Origin of the sequence: Cochlodiniinecator piscidefendens, assembly GCF_011326755.1 — a bacterium.
In the GTDB taxonomy this organism is placed as follows: domain Bacteria; phylum Pseudomonadota; class Alphaproteobacteria; order Rhodobacterales; family Rhodobacteraceae; genus Cochlodiniinecator; species Cochlodiniinecator piscidefendens.
In genome coordinates, this window is sequence record NZ_JAAOIE010000004.1 from 333,061 (window position 1) to 348,771 (window position 15,711).

Sequence of the window (15,711 nt, forward strand, 5' to 3'; positions counted from 1 at the left end):
TATGGAATCGGCAGGTCTAAGCGGACTAATCCTGAAGCGACTAGCTTCGGGATTGGTCACACTTTTCATTGTTTCGCTTATGGTTTTTGCGGGCACAGAAATTCTACCGGGGGATGTCGCACATGCGATTCTGGGTCAACAAGCCACACCGGACTCGGTTCAAGCCATTCGGGATGAACTCGGTTTAGATCGCCCAGCCATTTTGAGATATTTGGAGTGGCTTTATAACTTTGTGCAGGGGGATCTAGGTGTGTCGCTGATCAGCGGCCGCGAAATTACGGATTTGATCGACACAAGGTTGCGGAACTCATTCTTTCTGGCATCAGTTGCTGCGGTTATCGCGATTCCGTTCGCTGTTGGATTGGGGTTGGTTGCTGCGCTGTACGAAGATCGGCTTGCCGACAAAAGCATAACGATTATGACGCTTGTTTTTGTATCGCTGCCAGACTTCTTGCTTGGATATTTGTTATTGCTTGTCGGTGCCGTGACGTTGGGATGGTTTCCTGCATTGTCGCGAATTTCGTCTTCTATGAGTTTTATTGAGCAATTGCAGGCCGTTGCATTGCCATGTCTAACTTTGGTATTGGTGGTTTCCGCGCACACAATGCGCCTTACGCGGGCTGCTGTGCTGTCAGTGATGAACCAAGCATACATTGAAATGGCTGAACTCAAAGGGGCGGGCCGTCGCCGCATTATTTTGCGTCATGCCTTACCAAATGCGCTGTCTCCGGTTTTGAATATTGTCATGCTGACCTTGGCTTATCTGATTGTTGGGGTCGTCGTGGTCGAGGCTGTGTTCAATTACTCCGGTATGGGGCAGTTGATGATCGACGCTGTTTCAAAGAGAGACATGCCGTTGGTGCAGGCTTGTGGTCTTATTTTTGCATCGGTCTACGTGCTGCTAAATTTGTCGGCAGATATCTTATCTATTCTAACAAATCCGCGCCGTAGGAGGCCTAAATGATAAACCTACTGCGAGACCTGAATTTGAGCGCAAGAATCGGTGTTGTGATTGTCGTAGTATTTTTGTTGGCGGTTACGTTTGGGCCAATGTTGCTACCCTATTCTGCTGTAGAAATTTCGGGGTCAGTCTGGGAACCCCCGAGTGCAACCCATTGGTTGGGAACGGACAATGTTGGGCGCGATTTGTTGGCTCGCATACTCACCGGCGGGAGAATGACAGTGTTGGTGTCGTTCTTCGCTACGTGTGGAGCGTTCGCAATAGGGTGCCCTCTGGGCATAGCCGCAGCAATAACCGGGGGATGGTTCGATCTCATCGTAACGCGGAGCGTAGATGCGTTGATGGCCTTTCCGGGCCTAATTCTTGCGTTGATCGTGCTCTCGGCAATTGGGACTTCTATTCCCTCTTTGTTGATGATGATGGCTGTATTGTCTTCAACGATCGTGTTCCGCCTAACACGCGCTGTAGCGTCTGATGTGGCTGCAATGGAATACATCGAAGTCGCACGTTTACGTGGGGAAACCATGCGGTGGTTTTTGTTCAAAGAAGTGTTGCCAAACGTCGCACCAACTTTGTTCACAGAATTTGGGCTTCGGTTCGTCTTTGCTGCGATTTTGATTTCATCCTTGTCCTTTTTGGGATTGGGGATTCAACCCCCGTATCCTGATCTCGGAGGAATGGTAAAAGAAAACGCGCTGGCTATTACTTTTGGCCGTTCGGCGCCGATCTTACCTGCGCTCGCTTTGGCCCTGCTCGCGATTGGGGTGAATTTGATCGTGGATGGTTTATTGAAACGAAACGCCAATTTGGACCTTCACAAATGAATGACTATCTTTTGGAAATGAGGGATCTCCGGATCGAAACGATTGTGGATAGCCGAAAAAAGCGGGCTAAACCTACAGAGATTTTGAAGGGTATCGATCTGACACTACGCAGAGGCGAAGTTGTCGGTTTGATTGGGGAATCCGGTGCTGGGAAGTCAACGATCGGATTGGCCGCTATGGGATATGCGCGGCGTGGGCTGAGGCTTTCCAGTGGAGAAATTTGGCTGGACGGTCAGCAAATTTTAGGGGGATCAGTCGCTCAATTGGCCCAGTTACGAGGGCAGAAGGTCGCCTATGTTGCGCAAAGCGCTGCGGCGTCCTTCAATCCTGCGCATCGACTGTTGGCTCAAGTCTTGGAAGTGACCAAGATCCATAAACATATGAATACAGCGAAAGCCGAAAAACGTGCGGTTGAATTGTTCGCTCGGATGGGCCTGCCCCATCCTGAGGCTTTTGGAATGCGCTATCCACATGAGGTTTCGGGAGGGCAGTTACAGCGTGCGATGACTGCAATGGCACTGGCAGGTGAGCCGGATTTAATCGTATTTGACGAGCCGACGACCGCACTGGATGTCACCACGCAAATCGATGTTCTCGCGATCATCAAAGAGGTAATCCAAGAATATAAAACAGCTGCATTATATATTACTCACGATTTAGGTGTCGTGGCTCAGATCTCTGACCGGATTAAGGTGCTTAAAAATGGTGCTGAAGTCGAAGAGCAAGCCACTGAAAGCCTGTTAAATGCGCCGCAAAATGCCTATACCAAAGAGCTGTTGAATGTACGGAGCACCGTTATTGAAACAGAGCTGTCAGACGATGAACCTGTTGCGTTAGGTGCGGAAGGTATTGATGCGTCATATGGTACTGTGCAGGTGCTTAATGACGTTAGTGTCGCGCTGAAACGCGGATCAAATCTCGCGATAGTTGGTGAATCTGGCAGTGGAAAATCGACATTGGCGCGCGTCATTATGGGGTTGTTACCTCCTTCAAAAGGCACTCTTTCCTATAATGATCAACCGCTTTCATCGGGATTGTCAGATCGTACAGCATCGCAGCGCAAATCTATTCAGATGATTTATCAATTACCGGATGTGGCAATGAATCCACGGCAAACAATTGCCGAGATTATTGGTCGCCCCGCACAAGTTTTTGTGGGGATGTCTAAGCAAAACACGCTTAACCGCGTCCATGAGTTACTGCACCTTGTCGACCTCCCTGTCGAGATGGCGCAGGCCTACCCGAACCAGCTTTCGGGTGGGCAAAAACAACGGGTTTGTATCGCTCGAGCTTTGGCCGCAGAGCCTGATGTGATTATCTGTGATGAGGTGACCTCCGCGCTTGATCCATTGGTGGCCGACGGGATCATCGAACTGCTTCTAAAACTTCAGAGAAAGTTTGGTATTTCGTATATTTTTATCACCCATGACATGGCGATGGTACGCGCGATTGCGAATGACGTTGTGGTGATGAAGGCTGGAACCGTCGTTGAACAAGGCGCAAAGGCCCGAGTTTTTGCCCCGCCATTTAATGATTACACCCACTTGCTAATGAGCTCGACACCTGAGATGCGCGTAGGGTGGTTGGAAAACGTTCTGACCGAGCGTCGAATGGAAGCGGGGGGGCAATAGCGATGGGATTTCAAAACTTTGACCCAAGATTAGGCGCTGAGTCCTTAATTCGCGATGCGATCGGAGCAACGAAGGGAGACAGTATCGCGATTATTGCCGAAGACCCGAGCTTAGGAATCTATGATGCTGTGGTCCCGGAATGTGTGGCTGATGTGGCTTCTGAATTAGGGATTTCCACCCAAATCATTAAGGTGGGCGACCACGCTGGTCTGAATGATATTCCTGCTGAAGTGAAAAGGGCATTGAGTCAGTTTGACCATGTGTTTTTTCATTCTCGTTTGGGGGATACATTGCGATTTAGTGATATTCCTGGATCTGCAAGTAAAACCATGAGTTATGCTTTGGATGTGGGTGTTTTGGGTGGCCCATCATGCACTGTGCCACATCGTTTAATGGAAGATATTCGCGCCGCCTATGATGCGCAGGCCAATAGCGCGAAGAAATGGCATATCACCTGCCCGCACGGCACGGATATCAGCGGCAGCCAAGATATAGAGGCAATTCAGGCAGGAGAGGCCGAAGATTTTACGGTAACGCGGTATCCGGTGTGCGCGCCGCGCCCAATATCATGTGCATCGGCCAACGGTGTTGTTGCTTTGACAAATTGGCTGATGGCGTCGGGAAATCAAAAATACCCTGATGATGAACTCCTTCTTCCTGAGGTGGTGATGGCGGAAGTAAAAGATGGCAAAATTATCGCGTTTGATGGACCAAAAGCGTTAACAGAAAAGGTGCATACGCACTATAAACGTGTGGGTCATTTTTTGGGTATCGATCCAATGAATGTTCACAGTTGGCACGCGGGGATCAATCCGGGGTGCTTTTACCCAATAGGCGCGAAACGTAACATTGAGCGCTGGGGTAAGGTTGCCTTTGCAAACCCGCGTTACCTTCATTTTCACACATGCGGAAATTATGCACCGGGTGAAATTGCTTGGACCGTTTTCGATGCAACTGCAAAATTAGATAACAAAGTTTTCTGGCGCGAAGGCCGCTTTGAATTCCTTGACGACCCACAGGTTAAGGCATTGCTAAATACACATGGTCACTCAGAGCTTGTTGAATTGAATGATATTGGAATTGCTTGATAATTAAAAATTTGCCTTAAATGCAAAAAATTGCTAAACTGTTATTATCAACCGATGGGGTAATCTACCAAAACTGCGCCTAAGCGGGCCTGTCGGGATGACGTATGCAACTAATTTAGGAGTGTCCCAATGGCCCGAACCGCAAACCGACGCAATAAACGGCGGGACAGTTCAGCAAAGCTGGAACAAACACCGTGGAAAGAATTTAAAAACCCCTATCCGCCGATCGAAGTTTTGGACCAAGAGCAATTGGATCTAATCCACAACAACTCGTTGAGAATACTCAGTGACATCGGGATAAAAGTTCTAGATGCGAGATCTCGAGATTATTTGCGTTCCATTGGGGCGTTGGTCGACGAAGCTTCGGAAATGGTCAAAATTGATCCCGGTTTAGTCATGGAAATGATTGCTCACGCTCCATCAAAAGTGCGGCTTCATGCTCGAAACTCGGATTATGATTTGACGCTCGGCGGTGATAATATCATTTTTTCATCTGTTATGTGTCCACCGTTTGCCAATGATTTGGATCGTGGGCGGCGCGCTGGAACGTTTGAGGAAATGTGCGAATTTGTAAAACTTGTGCATTCCATTAACGCGGTGCACCAGGCAGGTGGCGGAGGATTTGAACCGTTAGATTTACCTGCGGAGACACGGCATTTGGATGTCGGCTATGCTCATGCGACTTTGACCGATAAAACATGGAAGTTTTGGAGCAACGGGCAAGAGCGCGCCCGCGACGCGATTTCTATGGCAAAAATCATTATGGATGCTTCCGATGACGATATGATCGCTCGGCCTGTAATAACTGCGCCTATTAATACGAATTCTCCGCTGATGATTGATAACGCTATGGCTGAGGGTATCGTGGAGATGGCACAAGTCGGACAACCGCTTGTGATCGCCCCATTTACGATGGCAGGTGCTATGAGCCCTGCAACTGAAGCCGGCGCTCTTTCAGTTCAAAATGCCGAAGCCTTAGCGGCATGTGTGTTGGCACAGGCTGTGCGAAAAGGTGCGCCGGTTGTGTATGGCTCTTACCTGACAAATGTGGACATGCGTACGGGCTCACCGGTATTTGGGACACCGGTTTTTGCGAAGACCACTTGGGCGTCCGGGCAATTGGCGCGGCGCTATGGTCTGCCGTTCAGGTCGTCCTTGAATACGGGTTCAAATCTCGTAGATGCCCAAGCGGCTTATGAAACTGAAATGTGTTTGTGGGCTGCTGTTATGGGGCACGCCAATATCATTTTCGCCTCTGCTGGATGGCTAGAGGGGGGATTGTCGGGTTCCTATGAGAAGCTTATCTTGGACGCTGAACTTTTACAGCTTATGACCGAAAGTTTCCAACCCATGGTCGTGAACGAAGATACGTTAGGTTTTAATGCGATTAAAGAAGTTGGTCCAGGGGGGCACTTTTTCGGTTCTTCCCATACGCTTGAGCGATATGAACATGCTTTTTATCACCCAATTTTGACGGATACACGCAACTACGAAACATGGTCGGAGCAGGGCAGCGAGGGTGCGGAAAATCGCGCAAACCGGCTGTGGAAAAAGTTACTATCTGAATATGAGCAACCGCCACTGGATCAGTCAGTTGATGATGCTTTAAAAGATTTCGTTGCGCGGCGAAAATCTGAAATCCGTTCCAGGAGCGCGGCCTAATCTATAGCATGTGGTGCCCGTTCGTTTTAATGTGCTAATGAAAGAACATGCAGACTAGAACAATGCGGGTATCACATGGACAACAATATGAGTGACGATCAGAATGGTATCGGTGTCGACGTGGATTTGGCCGTCGGTAAAGTTGTCTATAAACGTCGCAAGCAACTCGGTCTTAAACTCAGAGAAGTCGCAGATATGTCTGATATCTCGGCAGCGATGGTTTCTCGGATTGAAAACGGGTTAATATCTCCTTCGCTTGGGACATTGCATGCGCTGTCAAAGGCCCTTGCTTTGCCATTGGTTTCATTTTTTGAACATACGGCTCCGACGCTCGATATCAATTTGGTCAAGGCGGGTACCGGAATCGCGTCAAAGCGCATTGCAGAAGGCCATGTCCATGATTTCCAAATTTATTGCAAATATAAAGATGACCTTCAGGATCTCGAAGTTGCGGATGTTACTGTTTCCCGTGAGACCAACGGAACGCATCCATCCTATGTATTGGGAGGTTTCGTTGTACTACGCATCCTAACCGGGGAATGTGTTTATAGCGTCGGCCAGCAGATTTTCGAATTGTCAGAAGGCGATGTCCTGAGCTTCAATGCTGAGTTGCGCCACGGTATGCAAGAAGTTGTATCTCCAGAAGTCACGTTTATGAGCATTCGTTCAAAGGTGGCTTAGCTTCCACTCAACATATCGGGAACTGTTTACAGGCGTTCTAATATCGCCAGTGTTAGGTCCTCCGTTGAAGTTGTTCCGCCTAGGTCAGGCGGTAACAGACCTGAGTCTAAGCACTGCTCAACCGCAATTTCGATCGCCCTTGCCGCAGAGGCGACCCCGAAGCCGTGTTCAAACATCATTGCAACAGAGAGAATTGTACCAATCGGATTAGCTACACCTTGCCCGGAGATGTCGGGGGCACTGCCGTGTGTCGGTTCGTAAATACCGCCCTTTAGTGGATGTCCTGGGCGTGCAATTCCGGGCAGCGTTGCTGAGGGCAGCATGCCTAATGAGCCTGAAATCACACCAATTAGGTCAGACATGAGATCTCCGAACAGATTGTCGCCAAGCAAAACATCAAAGTCCTGGGGGGATTTGGCGACGGCAAAAAGCGCATAGTCCATCAACAAGTGCGATAAACGAATATCTGGAAATTCGTCTCGACCAATTCGATCAATCGTTTCTCGCCACAGCCGACCTGTTTCCATAACGTTGGATTTGTCGACTGATGTGACATGTCCACGCCTAGCTTGCGCGGCTCTGAACGCGCATCGGGCGATCCGCTCAATTTCTTCTGTTCTATATTCGCTGATTTCAAATGCGCGAATTTGACCGTCGGATTGAACTTCTCGCCCGCGGGGCTCTCCATAATAGATACCCCCGGCGTTCTCCCGAACCACTAATATGTCCGCCCCTTCCACAACTTCATGACGGTAGGGGGTTCTCGACAACAATGCGTTCCATGCGCGCGCTGGGCGCAGTGCGTTGAAGACGTCTAATTCGATCCTGAGACGGGTCAGCCCGTCGGTTTCTGTGATTGGACCGTCTATTTGAATGTTATCCCATTCAGGCCCTCCTATTGCGCCGATCAGTACGGCATCGGCGGCGCGCGCTTTGGCGGCAACCGTGTCCGTACAGAATGTCCCATGCACATCCCACGACGCGCCTCCCAGCAGGTCTTCGTCAATTTCGACGGGAATCTCATATCTTGCTGAAACATGGCGCAAAACGCTTAAGCCACTGGCGACAACTTCAGGGCCAATATGGTCACCCCCAAGGGCGAGAACTTGAAAGGGCTTGTTCATCCGGCCATTCCCTGACGTAAGAGCATATGCATCGCATCTGGGTCCAATTCTCTTTGCAGCAGACGTAAGGTCGAGTGAAAGTCATCTAGGTCCACCGATGACGTTAACACCGCTCGTGCAGGTTCTTCAGGGGTGAACCCGGTTCGGCCATGTAGTAACCGCTGATTGTCAAAGAGTAAGCCCTCACTGGCCTTAAGGTCAAAGGTGAGACGCAACGCGTCATCGTAGAGCAACGCAAATAGCCGCTTCAATGCGCGGTAGGTGGGAATAACCTGATTTTCAGGCGCATCTAGCGGAGAAATCTGACGCTCATTCATTCGAACGCCGCAAACCTCGCCCTGATCGTTGAGTTGAATAATGGGGAGGCGCGACTTGTACCATCTCATGTTTCCATGGCTATTGTCACCGGGATCAAATCGCTGACATGTAATCTGCGTATTACACAGTAATTCAAAATCTTCTGGGTGCTGCTCTTTCAATATGCGCGCGGCTTCGAAACCGTCAACCAGTGTTGAGGCACCACCATTCGAGCTTGGGTGCTGCACTTGAAACACTGTGATTCCGATAGCGGCGAAGCGGTACGGTTCGTCGACATGCGGATCCAGTGGGCCTGTTGTATCGCCAACGTTGGTGACGCTTTTCTTTTTTTTTCAGAGTGTAGGTGCCAAAATGGGTTTGACGTTGTGTACCAACTAAATTGATCATTCGCGAAGCTTCGGCGGGATCCGTTGGCGCATCAATAATTTTGCAGAACCCATGATCACGGACAGCTTCTAAAATATGTAGGCGTGCTGATGGGTCTGCTTCGGCTTCGGTAAGGGAGCCAATTGGCAGGTTTGCGCTTAGAGCTCCATCCCACAGTACTGGATTTACACAGCGTTTTTGGCGCTCGGGTTCGGAATAGCAATGGTTTCGGAGCCAACGTGCAGAATAAACCGAAGTGTGGTTTTCATCAGGCCAAGTCACACTCAAACCTTCTTCGGTCAAAGCAATCTCGCCAAACGACATATTCTCGTCAAACTGGGCGAGTCGAATACTACGGACGCCGGTTTCAGGAGTGCCACATTCTGAGCACCAGCACTGGTGTCGCAGCCAAATGGCGTGAAAACGGCTTTCGTGGTTGTCGGCCCATTTCAAAACCAGAAGGCCATTTTGAATTATTGCGGAAAGTAAGGTGTGATGTGCAGGTAACATGGGGCGCGTCCTAAGCATGTTCTTTGAGCAGCATTAGGTTGCATTGAATTTGAATTGACAAACGATGTCTCATCACAGGACAGTTGAGCAAATTTCAAGTGTAGGGCAGATATGCGACTCGACCCCAAAGACCCTTCATTTCTAGGTGCGTTGATCTACTTTCATCATGCAGCCGACGCGCTTAGTTTTTCAAATGCAGCAGTGGCATTGAATGTGACACCTTCGGCGGTCAGCCATCGCATTACTGCTCTCGAAACTGCGATGGGAAAACGCCTGTTTGAGCGACGCGTCAGGGAGGTCTGTCTGACGCGAGACGGAATTGAACTTGCTGAGGCAACCGCCCAGATCTGGCAAGAGTTACAAGCTCTCACTAAAAAAATAACGCTTCAAGAGGTCTTGCGGGTGTCAGTTGGCCCATATTTGTCGTCTCAATGGTTGCTACCAAGAATAGGCAAATTCGAAGCAGAACATCCCGAGCTCCGAGTTGATCTTCTTCATTTGATCGGGGAGCCAGATGCTCGGTTCGCAGATGTTTCGATCATTTGGTCTGAACTTGAACATCTAAAAACCGGAAGTCATCCGCTTTTTAGTACGATGTCTATTCCGGTCGCAGCGCCGAATTTGAAGTTGGGCCAGAAATTTTGGGACAGCCTTATCACACCTATTCACTATCGAGACAGAAACGCTTGGCGGCATTGGCTCGCTGCCGTAGGTGCCCCTGTCAAATTTGCGGATCGCGGAGAAATTCTGGAAGAGCCGCATCTGGTGCTAGAGGCCGCCGCGTGTGGGCGAGGTGTTGCGATAGGTTTTTTGCCATTCATTGGTCGCTACTTCGAACAAAAGAGGCTTGTACCAGCAAGTTTCGACACGGTTCAGTCTGATCGTGGCTATCGGTTGGTTGTGAATACTTCGGGTGCTTCAAAATGCGATGTTTTCGCGAAATGGCTTCTTGGTCAGGCAGAAAGCGAAACAATGCCTGCAGCTACAGATCGTTGTCTGGATCTGATACAAAAATAAACACCCAGCGCATTTCACTGGGTGTTTTAGGGTGTGATATATGTTTAGGCAGCAGTTGGAGTGAACTTAAGTGCCGTGCCGTTAATGCAATGCACAAGTTGATTCCGGGCGTAAACAACATGCCCAAGGTGGCTACCACAACGACGGCAGTGGGCCTCAATCATCGCTGCTGGATCTTCGTCGCCGTTTGACATGCCATCGGGTGGGTTTCCGTCGATTGCAGTCAAAATGGAATTGGGGATTGAGTGGCTGAAGAAGACCCAACCAATATCAAGCTCTACCTTCCAAACGGACTGATAAAGATCAAGCTCACATCCTTGGCAGCTATAAGTCCCTTCAGAAGTCTCTGTCGCAAGGGAGCTGGTGTGGGGCAACTCTGTTAAGCCGAACCGCATTACTGTGTATTGGGAATCGCTTAGAAAGTCGCGCCACTCTGCATCGGTGCGAGTGACCTCGTAGTTAAAACCGTCGTTGCCTGCCGGAGTTGCAGCGTTTGCGATGCTCGCAAGTGGGAGGCCAATGGCCGTAACGGCGCTCGTTTTTAGAAATGCGCGGCGGCCCAAATTTTGTTTATCAATCATGGTGAATTCCTTCCTGCGAAGAAGATAGCAACGAGGTTCGTATGCGTCGAAGCAAGCTTGCGTGAGAAATTGTTGATCGAAACTCACGGAAGCGAGAGTAATTTACTGAAAGAAATCGCCGAAAGCGCATTTGGCTCTTGATTCCAATCCTGAGGTGCCGTAATCCCTGCCTCGTCTTAGGGGTTTAGCTCAGTTGGTAGAGCATCGGTCTCCAAAACCGAGGGTCGTGGGTTCGAGTCCCTCAGCCCCTGCCAAGACACTTCCGTAAAATGTTATTAACAGGTTGAGCTCCGCACAGCTTTGAGTGTTTCGTTGCTGTGAAGAAAATTCAAAACCCGGTTAAGCTGCGGAAGCGATGACCGTTGCTTCAAAAGAACGAGAAATACGTTTTGCTGATTTGATTTGTTTGAAAGGTAGATTCTCGAAAATTTCTTCTAATTCTCTTTGAATCGCACTTCCGTCGTTACATAGATAATCCCCCGCTAAGAAGCTTTCGCTTGGGGATCCGTTTGCATACACGATTTGATGATCATCAAACATAAAATGAATGTAGGTTACTTTTTCACAAGGGTATGACGTAACTGTGTTCCCGTTGATGAGCGCTTTGGCTGAGCAAAGGATTTGATCCTCACCCATGTAAAGCTGGGTGCGCCAGTCGGAAATGGCCATGCGGTGTTGCGGGGAAACAAATAGGTCAGATTCGGTGCCGAGTGTTCCCTTTTGGATCCGGACAGGGGCATAGCTACCTAAGCCGGATACGGTGCGCTTCCCGATCCAACGGATGGGCTGGAAGCCGGAATCTTGAGTTTCGACTAAGTCACCAACTTTAAGGTGCTCCACAGCGATTTCACCTCGGTTTGTGGCAATCAAAGTGCCACTGACAAAACAAGGCGGTCCGAGGTCGTTTACATCAAAGGTTGTACTGGTTGTTACAAAGGTCGTGGCTGTTGCAGTGCCGCCATCGGGCAAGACTGATCCATCGGTAGGGGTGAAATAGCGGCTGCCGTCTGCGGTATAAAATGTGGTCCCAACAATTGTCGTCCCATCTATGGTGACTGTGTCACCTTCCCAAACGCGCGTGACATTACTTCCGTTGACCTGATCAGATCCATTGGCGTTAACGAATCCATCGTTGTCTGCGTCATTCAGTGTAATTGAAATCACTGATATCGTTGTCGGAAGGCCCGGCGGATTGCCTGGGTCAAAGTTTCCACCAATTGCTTGGTCGTTATAGATAGCCATGTCACTCACCCAAAGTTAGCTTGGCAGCATAATTTGAGTTCCCCGAGAACATGGTTAAAAGGGGATTAAGGCGTAAATTGGATCACGTTTGTGGCGAGAACATGTTTTTTGAGCTATCAGCAAGGCTTGAATTCCGATTGTGGAGCGCGTAAATGGCTCTTTGATCCGTGAAAGGTATTTCGATGGCTAAAACAAACCCTGCACAATTCGTTCAGCAAGTGCGCGCTGAGGCATCCAAAATTGTTTGGCCGACCCGCCGCGAAGTTTTGCTAACAACCGCTATGGTCTTTGTCATGGCGGCATTAACTGCGATCTTCTTCTCACTGGTGGATTTGATCATCCGCTTTGGGTTAGAGACGATATTAACATCCTTCTAAGGATAAAGCGTCTCTAAGCTCTTGAAATATACCCTATTCAGGAGTAGAGCAGGCGTTGAAATCAGGACAGGCGTGCGGCGATTCGAGTTGCACGCTGTTTTTTGTTCTGAATGCAGATGGCTTAGCTGTCTGGAAATATTGAACTTTCTAGGGTCTGACCCCTAGGTGATGTGAGGCAGAAGACGATGGCGAAACGGTGGTACTCGGTGAGCGTTCTCTCGAATTTCGAGAAAAAAATTGCCGAGCAGGTTAAGCTTTCTGTCATTGAGGCGGGTCTTGAGGACGAAATCGAAGAGGTTCTCGTTCCGACTGAAGAAGTGATCGAAGTGCGTCGCGGTAAGAAAGTTACCGCTGAGCGTCGTTTTATGCCGGGCTATGTTTTGGTCCGTATGGAGATGACCGACCGCGGTTATCACCTGATCAATTCTATCAACCGCGTCACAGGTTTTTTGGGTCCGCAAGGTCGCCCGATGCCAATGCGCGATGCTGAGGTGAATCAAATCCTCAACCGTGTTGAGGAAGGTATCGAGGCGCCGCGTACTCTTATATCCTTTGAGGTGGGTGAAAAGGTCAATGTCAACGATGGTCCGTTTGAGGGCTTTGAGGGCATGGTCGAAGATGTGGATGAAGAAAACAGCCGCCTGAAAGTGACTGTATCAATTTTTGGCCGGGCAACCCCGGTCGAGCTAGAATTTACTCAGGTTTCTAAAGAAGTCTGAGTTTACTGCGGGAGGGGACGTGGGCGCGCCCAAATATCCGAACCGCACAACCCGAACTCTCGCTGACGCGTCAGTGGGAAGTTGAAAAAGGAAAAAGCTAATGGCTAAGAAGCTAGCTGGCACATTGAAGCTGCAGGTTCCTGCAGGTAAAGCCAACCCATCTCCACCTGTCGGCCCTGCATTGGGTCAGCGCGGGATTAACATTATGGAATTCTGTAAAGCGTTTAACGCGAAAACAGCTGACCTTGATGTTGGTGCGCCTTGCCCGACTATCATTTCTTACTATCAGGATAAGTCCTTCACTATGGACATCAAGACGCCTCCTGCGTCTTACTTCCTTAAGAAAGCTGCAAAGCTGTCTTCTGGTGCGAAGCTTCCTGGTCGTGAAACTGTAGGTTCTGTTTCTGTTGCTCAGGTGAAAGAAATCGCCGAAGCAAAAATGAAAGACCTGAACGCAAACGATATCGATGCTGCAATGCAGATTATTCTCGGTTCAGCGCGCTCTATGGGCATTGAGGTGAAGTAATGGCAAAGCTTGGTAAACGTACACGCGCTGCGCGTGAAGCATTCGCTGGCAAAAACAACATCACAGTTGAAGATGCTGTCGCATTGGTGAAAACCGGCGCGACTGCAAAATTCGACGAAACTGTTGAAATCGCGATGAACCTCGGTGTTGACCCACGTCACGCTGACCAAATGGTTCGTGGCGTTGTTACTCTGCCAAACGGCACTGGTAAAACTGTTCGCGTAGCAGTATTTGCTCGTGGCCCTAAAGCAGACGAAGCAACTGCAGCTGGTGCGGACATCGTTGGTGCAGAAGACCTGATGGAAACCATCCAGTCTGGCAAAATCGAATTCGATCGTTGCATTGCAACACCGGATATGATGCCAATTGTTGGTCGCCTTGGTAAAATCCTTGGCCCACGCAACTTGATGCCAAACCCAAAAGTTGGCACTGTAACTATGGACGTCAAATCTGCTGTTGAAGCGGCAAAAGGCGGCGAAGTTCAGTTCAAAGTTGAAAAAGCTGGTGTTGTTCACGCAGGTATTGGTAAAGCATCTTTTGATGCGGCTGCTCTTGCTGAAAACATTCGTGCGTTTGTTGGTGCTGTTTCAAAGGCGAAACCATCAGGTTCAAAAGGCGCTTACATGAAGAAGATCGTTGTATCTTCTACAATGGGCCCTGGCGTAACTGTGAACGTAGAATCAGCAAACGCTGAATAAGAATTTGCTGGGGTGACCCAGCGAATGGCGGGGCTTTACGGCCCCGTCCTGTCCGAGACGGAGGGTTGGCTAACGCCTTTAATTCCTTCCTGAGATGGGGAACGAGACGATTTACCGATGGGCTTGACCCTCGGGTGATCTAGGCCTCGGGACCCTGAATATTGGACCCGAACGCGGCCCATTTGGGTTGCAAAACTGAGCCGGGGAGTGATCCCCAAATTTGGAGTAAAACTGTGGATAGAGCACAAAAAGAAAAATTGGTCGATGAGCTCGGCCAAATCTTTGAAAGCTCTGGCGTTGTAGTGGTTTCCCGCTACGAAGGTCTCACGGTTGCTGAGATGCAAGACCTGCGCGCTCAAATGAGCGAAGCTGGTGGGTCTGTGCGTGTTGCCAAAAACAGGCTCGCCAAGATCGCCCTTGATGGGAAGCCCTGCGCAAGCATCGCTGACTATCTGTCGGGTATGACTGTGATCGCTTATTCAGAAGACCCTGTGGCAGCTGCCAAAGTGGTCGAAGCGTATTCTAAGACTAACGACAAGCTCGTTATTCTTGGGGGCGCGATGGGTGACACAGCTCTGGACGTTGCTGGCGTGAAAGCCGTTGCATCGATGCCATCCCGCGAGGAGCTTATTGCTTCTATCGTTGGCTGCATTGGCGCACCTGCTTCCAACATCGCTGGCGCGATTGGCGCACCTGCAAGCAATATCGCCGGCATCTTGTCTTCTATCGAAGACAAGGCTGCGGCTTAAGCAACATGAGACCTGCGTAGGGGTATCCCCATAACGTTGGAACACATCTAAACTGAACGGAAACAGTATAATGGCTGATCTGAAAAAACTTGCTGAAGAGATCGTTGGTCTGACCCTTCTCGAAGCACAAGAACTGAAAACCATCCTCAAAGACGAGTATGGCATCGAACCAGCTGCTGGCGGCGCTGTAATGATGGCTGGCCCAGCTGACGGCGGCGCTGCTGCTGAAGAACAAACTGAATTTGACGTTGTTCTGAAAAATGCAGGCGCTTCTAAAATCAACGTGATTAAAGAAGTTCGCGGCATCACTGGTCTTGGCCTCAAAGAAGCTAAAACATTGGTTGAAGCTGGCGGCAAAATCAAAGAAGGCGTTGATAAAGCAGAAGCTGAAGACGTCAAAGCGAAGCTGGAAGCAGCTGGCGCAGAAGTCGAATTGGCTTAAGCCTTTTCTGGCCCCAGCACTGGGAGCCACTAAAATTCAGGCTGGATCCGGGTTCCCGGGTCCAGCCGAACCTGTCTTAGCAAAGGCGTTCTGGCGAATGTGTTTTCTAAGATGTGTTCAATGGATCGGGAGCAGGCCGGTGGGACGGTCAGCGGGAATTGGTCCGAATATATCCTTTCGTGTGCGGCGCGGCCT

Annotated in this window: 18 protein-coding genes and 1 tRNA gene; 14 read left to right on the forward strand and 5 right to left on the reverse strand. The window is 49.7% G+C overall.

Translation table 11 applies throughout. The features are described from left to right. Window position 1: 1 nt before the first annotated feature. The 6 genes from G9C99_RS13180 (at window position 2) to G9C99_RS13205 (ending at window position 6,847) form a co-directional block, all read left to right on the forward strand. Window positions 2-964 (forward strand): ABC transporter permease, encoded by a 963-nt coding sequence (locus G9C99_RS13180; RefSeq protein WP_166417975.1) that lies wholly within the window; start codon window positions 2-4, stop codon window positions 962-964. After that, window positions 961-1,785: an ABC transporter permease gene (locus G9C99_RS13185; protein ID WP_166417976.1), complete on the forward strand. Its 825-nt coding sequence runs from the start codon at window positions 961-963 to the stop codon at window positions 1,783-1,785. Before G9C99_RS13180 ends, G9C99_RS13185 begins: the two co-directional genes overlap by 4 nt. After that, a complete protein-coding gene (locus tag G9C99_RS13190) occupies window positions 1,782-3,416 on the forward strand; it encodes an ABC transporter ATP-binding protein (RefSeq protein WP_166417977.1) in 1,635 nt (544 codons plus the stop codon). Before G9C99_RS13185 ends, G9C99_RS13190 begins: the two co-directional genes overlap by 4 nt. A gap of 2 nt (window positions 3,417-3,418) precedes the next feature. Continuing rightward, entirely contained in the window at window positions 3,419-4,504 is a 1,086-nt protein-coding gene (locus G9C99_RS13195) for a hypothetical protein (protein ID WP_166417978.1), read from the forward strand. 129 nt (window positions 4,505-4,633) lie between these two features. Beyond that, complete coding sequence (locus tag G9C99_RS13200) at window positions 4,634-6,166, forward strand: trimethylamine methyltransferase family protein (RefSeq protein WP_166417979.1); 1,533 nt, start codon at window positions 4,634-4,636, stop codon at window positions 6,164-6,166. Window positions 6,167-6,253: 87 nt separating this feature from the next. Then, the gene (locus tag G9C99_RS13205; protein WP_166417980.1) at window positions 6,254-6,847 is read left to right on the forward strand and encodes a helix-turn-helix domain-containing protein; all 594 of its coding nucleotides are present in this window, start codon (window positions 6,254-6,256) and stop codon (window positions 6,845-6,847) included. 26 nt (window positions 6,848-6,873) lie between these two features. Here G9C99_RS13205 and leuB read toward each other — a convergent pair whose 3' ends face one another. Genes leuB through G9C99_RS13220 form a run of 3 tightly spaced genes read right to left on the reverse strand, consistent with a single transcriptional unit; the run spans window position 6,874 to window position 9,165 of the window. Next, complete coding sequence (gene leuB, locus G9C99_RS13210; protein ID WP_166417981.1) at window positions 6,874-7,971, reverse strand: 3-isopropylmalate dehydrogenase; 1,098 nt, start codon at window positions 7,969-7,971, stop codon at window positions 6,874-6,876. After that, a complete protein-coding gene (locus tag G9C99_RS13215) occupies window positions 7,968-8,576 on the reverse strand; it encodes a TauD/TfdA family dioxygenase (RefSeq protein ID WP_166418012.1) in 609 nt (202 codons plus the stop codon). The genes leuB and G9C99_RS13215 overlap by 4 nt, the downstream gene beginning before the upstream one ends. Continuing rightward, on the reverse strand, window positions 8,473-9,165 hold the full coding sequence (locus G9C99_RS13220; RefSeq protein ID WP_166417982.1) for a gamma-butyrobetaine hydroxylase-like domain-containing protein: 693 nt from the start codon (window positions 9,163-9,165) through the stop codon (window positions 8,473-8,475). The genes G9C99_RS13215 and G9C99_RS13220 overlap by 104 nt, the downstream gene beginning before the upstream one ends. Window positions 9,166-9,276: 111 nt before the next feature. On the opposite strand from G9C99_RS13220, the gene G9C99_RS13225 reads away from it, so the two are divergent. Continuing rightward, the gene (locus G9C99_RS13225; protein WP_166417983.1) at window positions 9,277-10,182 is read left to right on the forward strand and encodes a LysR family transcriptional regulator; all 906 of its coding nucleotides are present in this window, start codon (window positions 9,277-9,279) and stop codon (window positions 10,180-10,182) included. 44 nt (window positions 10,183-10,226) lie between these two features. Here G9C99_RS13225 and G9C99_RS13230 read toward each other — a convergent pair whose 3' ends face one another. Beyond that, a complete protein-coding gene (locus G9C99_RS13230; RefSeq protein ID WP_166417984.1) occupies window positions 10,227-10,763 on the reverse strand; it encodes a peptide-methionine (R)-S-oxide reductase in 537 nt (178 codons plus the stop codon). 178 nt (window positions 10,764-10,941) lie between these two features. Between G9C99_RS13230 and G9C99_RS13235 the strand changes: the two genes are divergently transcribed. Then, a tRNA-Trp gene (locus G9C99_RS13235) sits at window positions 10,942-11,017 on the forward strand. A gap of 85 nt (window positions 11,018-11,102) precedes the next feature. Here G9C99_RS13235 and G9C99_RS13240 read toward each other — a convergent pair. Further along, window positions 11,103-12,005: a Hint domain-containing protein gene (locus tag G9C99_RS13240; protein WP_166417985.1), complete on the reverse strand. Its 903-nt coding sequence runs from the start codon at window positions 12,003-12,005 to the stop codon at window positions 11,103-11,105. 182 nt (window positions 12,006-12,187) lie between these two features. On the opposite strand from G9C99_RS13240, the gene secE reads away from it, so the two are divergent. From secE to rplL, 6 genes are all read left to right on the forward strand, one after another. After that, window positions 12,188-12,382: a preprotein translocase subunit SecE gene (secE, locus tag G9C99_RS13245; RefSeq protein WP_166417986.1), complete on the forward strand. Its 195-nt coding sequence runs from the start codon at window positions 12,188-12,190 to the stop codon at window positions 12,380-12,382. Window positions 12,383-12,567: 185 nt separating this feature from the next. Next, window positions 12,568-13,101, forward strand: a complete 534-nt coding sequence (gene nusG, locus G9C99_RS13250; RefSeq protein ID WP_166417987.1) for a transcription termination/antitermination protein NusG — start codon at window positions 12,568-12,570, stop codon at window positions 13,099-13,101. A 100-nt stretch (window positions 13,102-13,201) separates the two neighbouring features. Next, window positions 13,202-13,627 (forward strand): 50S ribosomal protein L11, encoded by a 426-nt coding sequence (gene rplK / locus G9C99_RS13255; protein WP_166417988.1) that lies wholly within the window; start codon window positions 13,202-13,204, stop codon window positions 13,625-13,627. Continuing rightward, entirely contained in the window at window positions 13,627-14,325 is a 699-nt protein-coding gene (gene rplA, locus G9C99_RS13260) for a 50S ribosomal protein L1 (protein WP_166417989.1), read from the forward strand. Before rplK ends, rplA begins: the two co-directional genes overlap by 1 nt. A gap of 233 nt (window positions 14,326-14,558) precedes the next feature. Beyond that, entirely contained in the window at window positions 14,559-15,074 is a 516-nt protein-coding gene (gene rplJ / locus G9C99_RS13265) for a 50S ribosomal protein L10 (protein ID WP_166417990.1), read from the forward strand. A 70-nt stretch (window positions 15,075-15,144) separates the two neighbouring features. Then, entirely contained in the window at window positions 15,145-15,516 is a 372-nt protein-coding gene (gene rplL, locus G9C99_RS13270; protein ID WP_166417991.1) for a 50S ribosomal protein L7/L12, read from the forward strand. Window positions 15,517-15,711 lie beyond the last annotated feature (195 nt).

Excerpts from the sequence above, each read along its gene's own strand:
- G9C99_RS13240 (WP_166417985.1), bottom strand. The coding sequence starts at position 12,005 with ATGGCTATCTATAACGACCAAGCAATTGGTGGAAACTTTGACCCAGGC.
- rplK (WP_166417988.1), top strand. The coding sequence starts at position 13,202 with ATGGCTAAGAAGCTAGCTGGCACATTGAAGCTGCAGGTTCCTGCAGGT.
- G9C99_RS13205 (WP_166417980.1), top strand. The coding sequence starts at position 6,254 with ATGAGTGACGATCAGAATGGTATCGGTGTCGACGTGGATTTGGCCGTC.
- G9C99_RS13185 (WP_166417976.1), top strand. The coding sequence starts at position 961 with ATGATAAACCTACTGCGAGACCTGAATTTGAGCGCAAGAATCGGTGTT.
- G9C99_RS13190 (WP_166417977.1), top strand. The coding sequence starts at position 1,782 with ATGAATGACTATCTTTTGGAAATGAGGGATCTCCGGATCGAAACGATT.
- rplA (WP_166417989.1), top strand. The coding sequence starts at position 13,627 with ATGGCAAAGCTTGGTAAACGTACACGCGCTGCGCGTGAAGCATTCGCT.
- G9C99_RS13225 (WP_166417983.1), top strand. The coding sequence starts at position 9,277 with ATGCGACTCGACCCCAAAGACCCTTCATTTCTAGGTGCGTTGATCTAC.
- rplL (WP_166417991.1), top strand. The coding sequence starts at position 15,145 with ATGGCTGATCTGAAAAAACTTGCTGAAGAGATCGTTGGTCTGACCCTT.
- G9C99_RS13230 (WP_166417984.1), bottom strand. The coding sequence starts at position 10,763 with ATGATTGATAAACAAAATTTGGGCCGCCGCGCATTTCTAAAAACGAGC.
- G9C99_RS13180 (WP_166417975.1), top strand. The coding sequence starts at position 2 with ATGGAATCGGCAGGTCTAAGCGGACTAATCCTGAAGCGACTAGCTTCG.
- secE (WP_166417986.1), top strand. The coding sequence starts at position 12,188 with ATGGCTAAAACAAACCCTGCACAATTCGTTCAGCAAGTGCGCGCTGAG.
- leuB (WP_166417981.1), bottom strand. The coding sequence starts at position 7,971 with ATGAACAAGCCCTTTCAAGTTCTCGCCCTTGGGGGTGACCATATTGGC.
- G9C99_RS13200 (WP_166417979.1), top strand. The coding sequence starts at position 4,634 with ATGGCCCGAACCGCAAACCGACGCAATAAACGGCGGGACAGTTCAGCA.
- G9C99_RS13220 (WP_166417982.1), bottom strand. The coding sequence starts at position 9,165 with ATGTTACCTGCACATCACACCTTACTTTCCGCAATAATTCAAAATGGC.
- nusG (WP_166417987.1), top strand. The coding sequence starts at position 12,568 with ATGGCGAAACGGTGGTACTCGGTGAGCGTTCTCTCGAATTTCGAGAAA.
- G9C99_RS13195 (WP_166417978.1), top strand. The coding sequence starts at position 3,419 with ATGGGATTTCAAAACTTTGACCCAAGATTAGGCGCTGAGTCCTTAATT.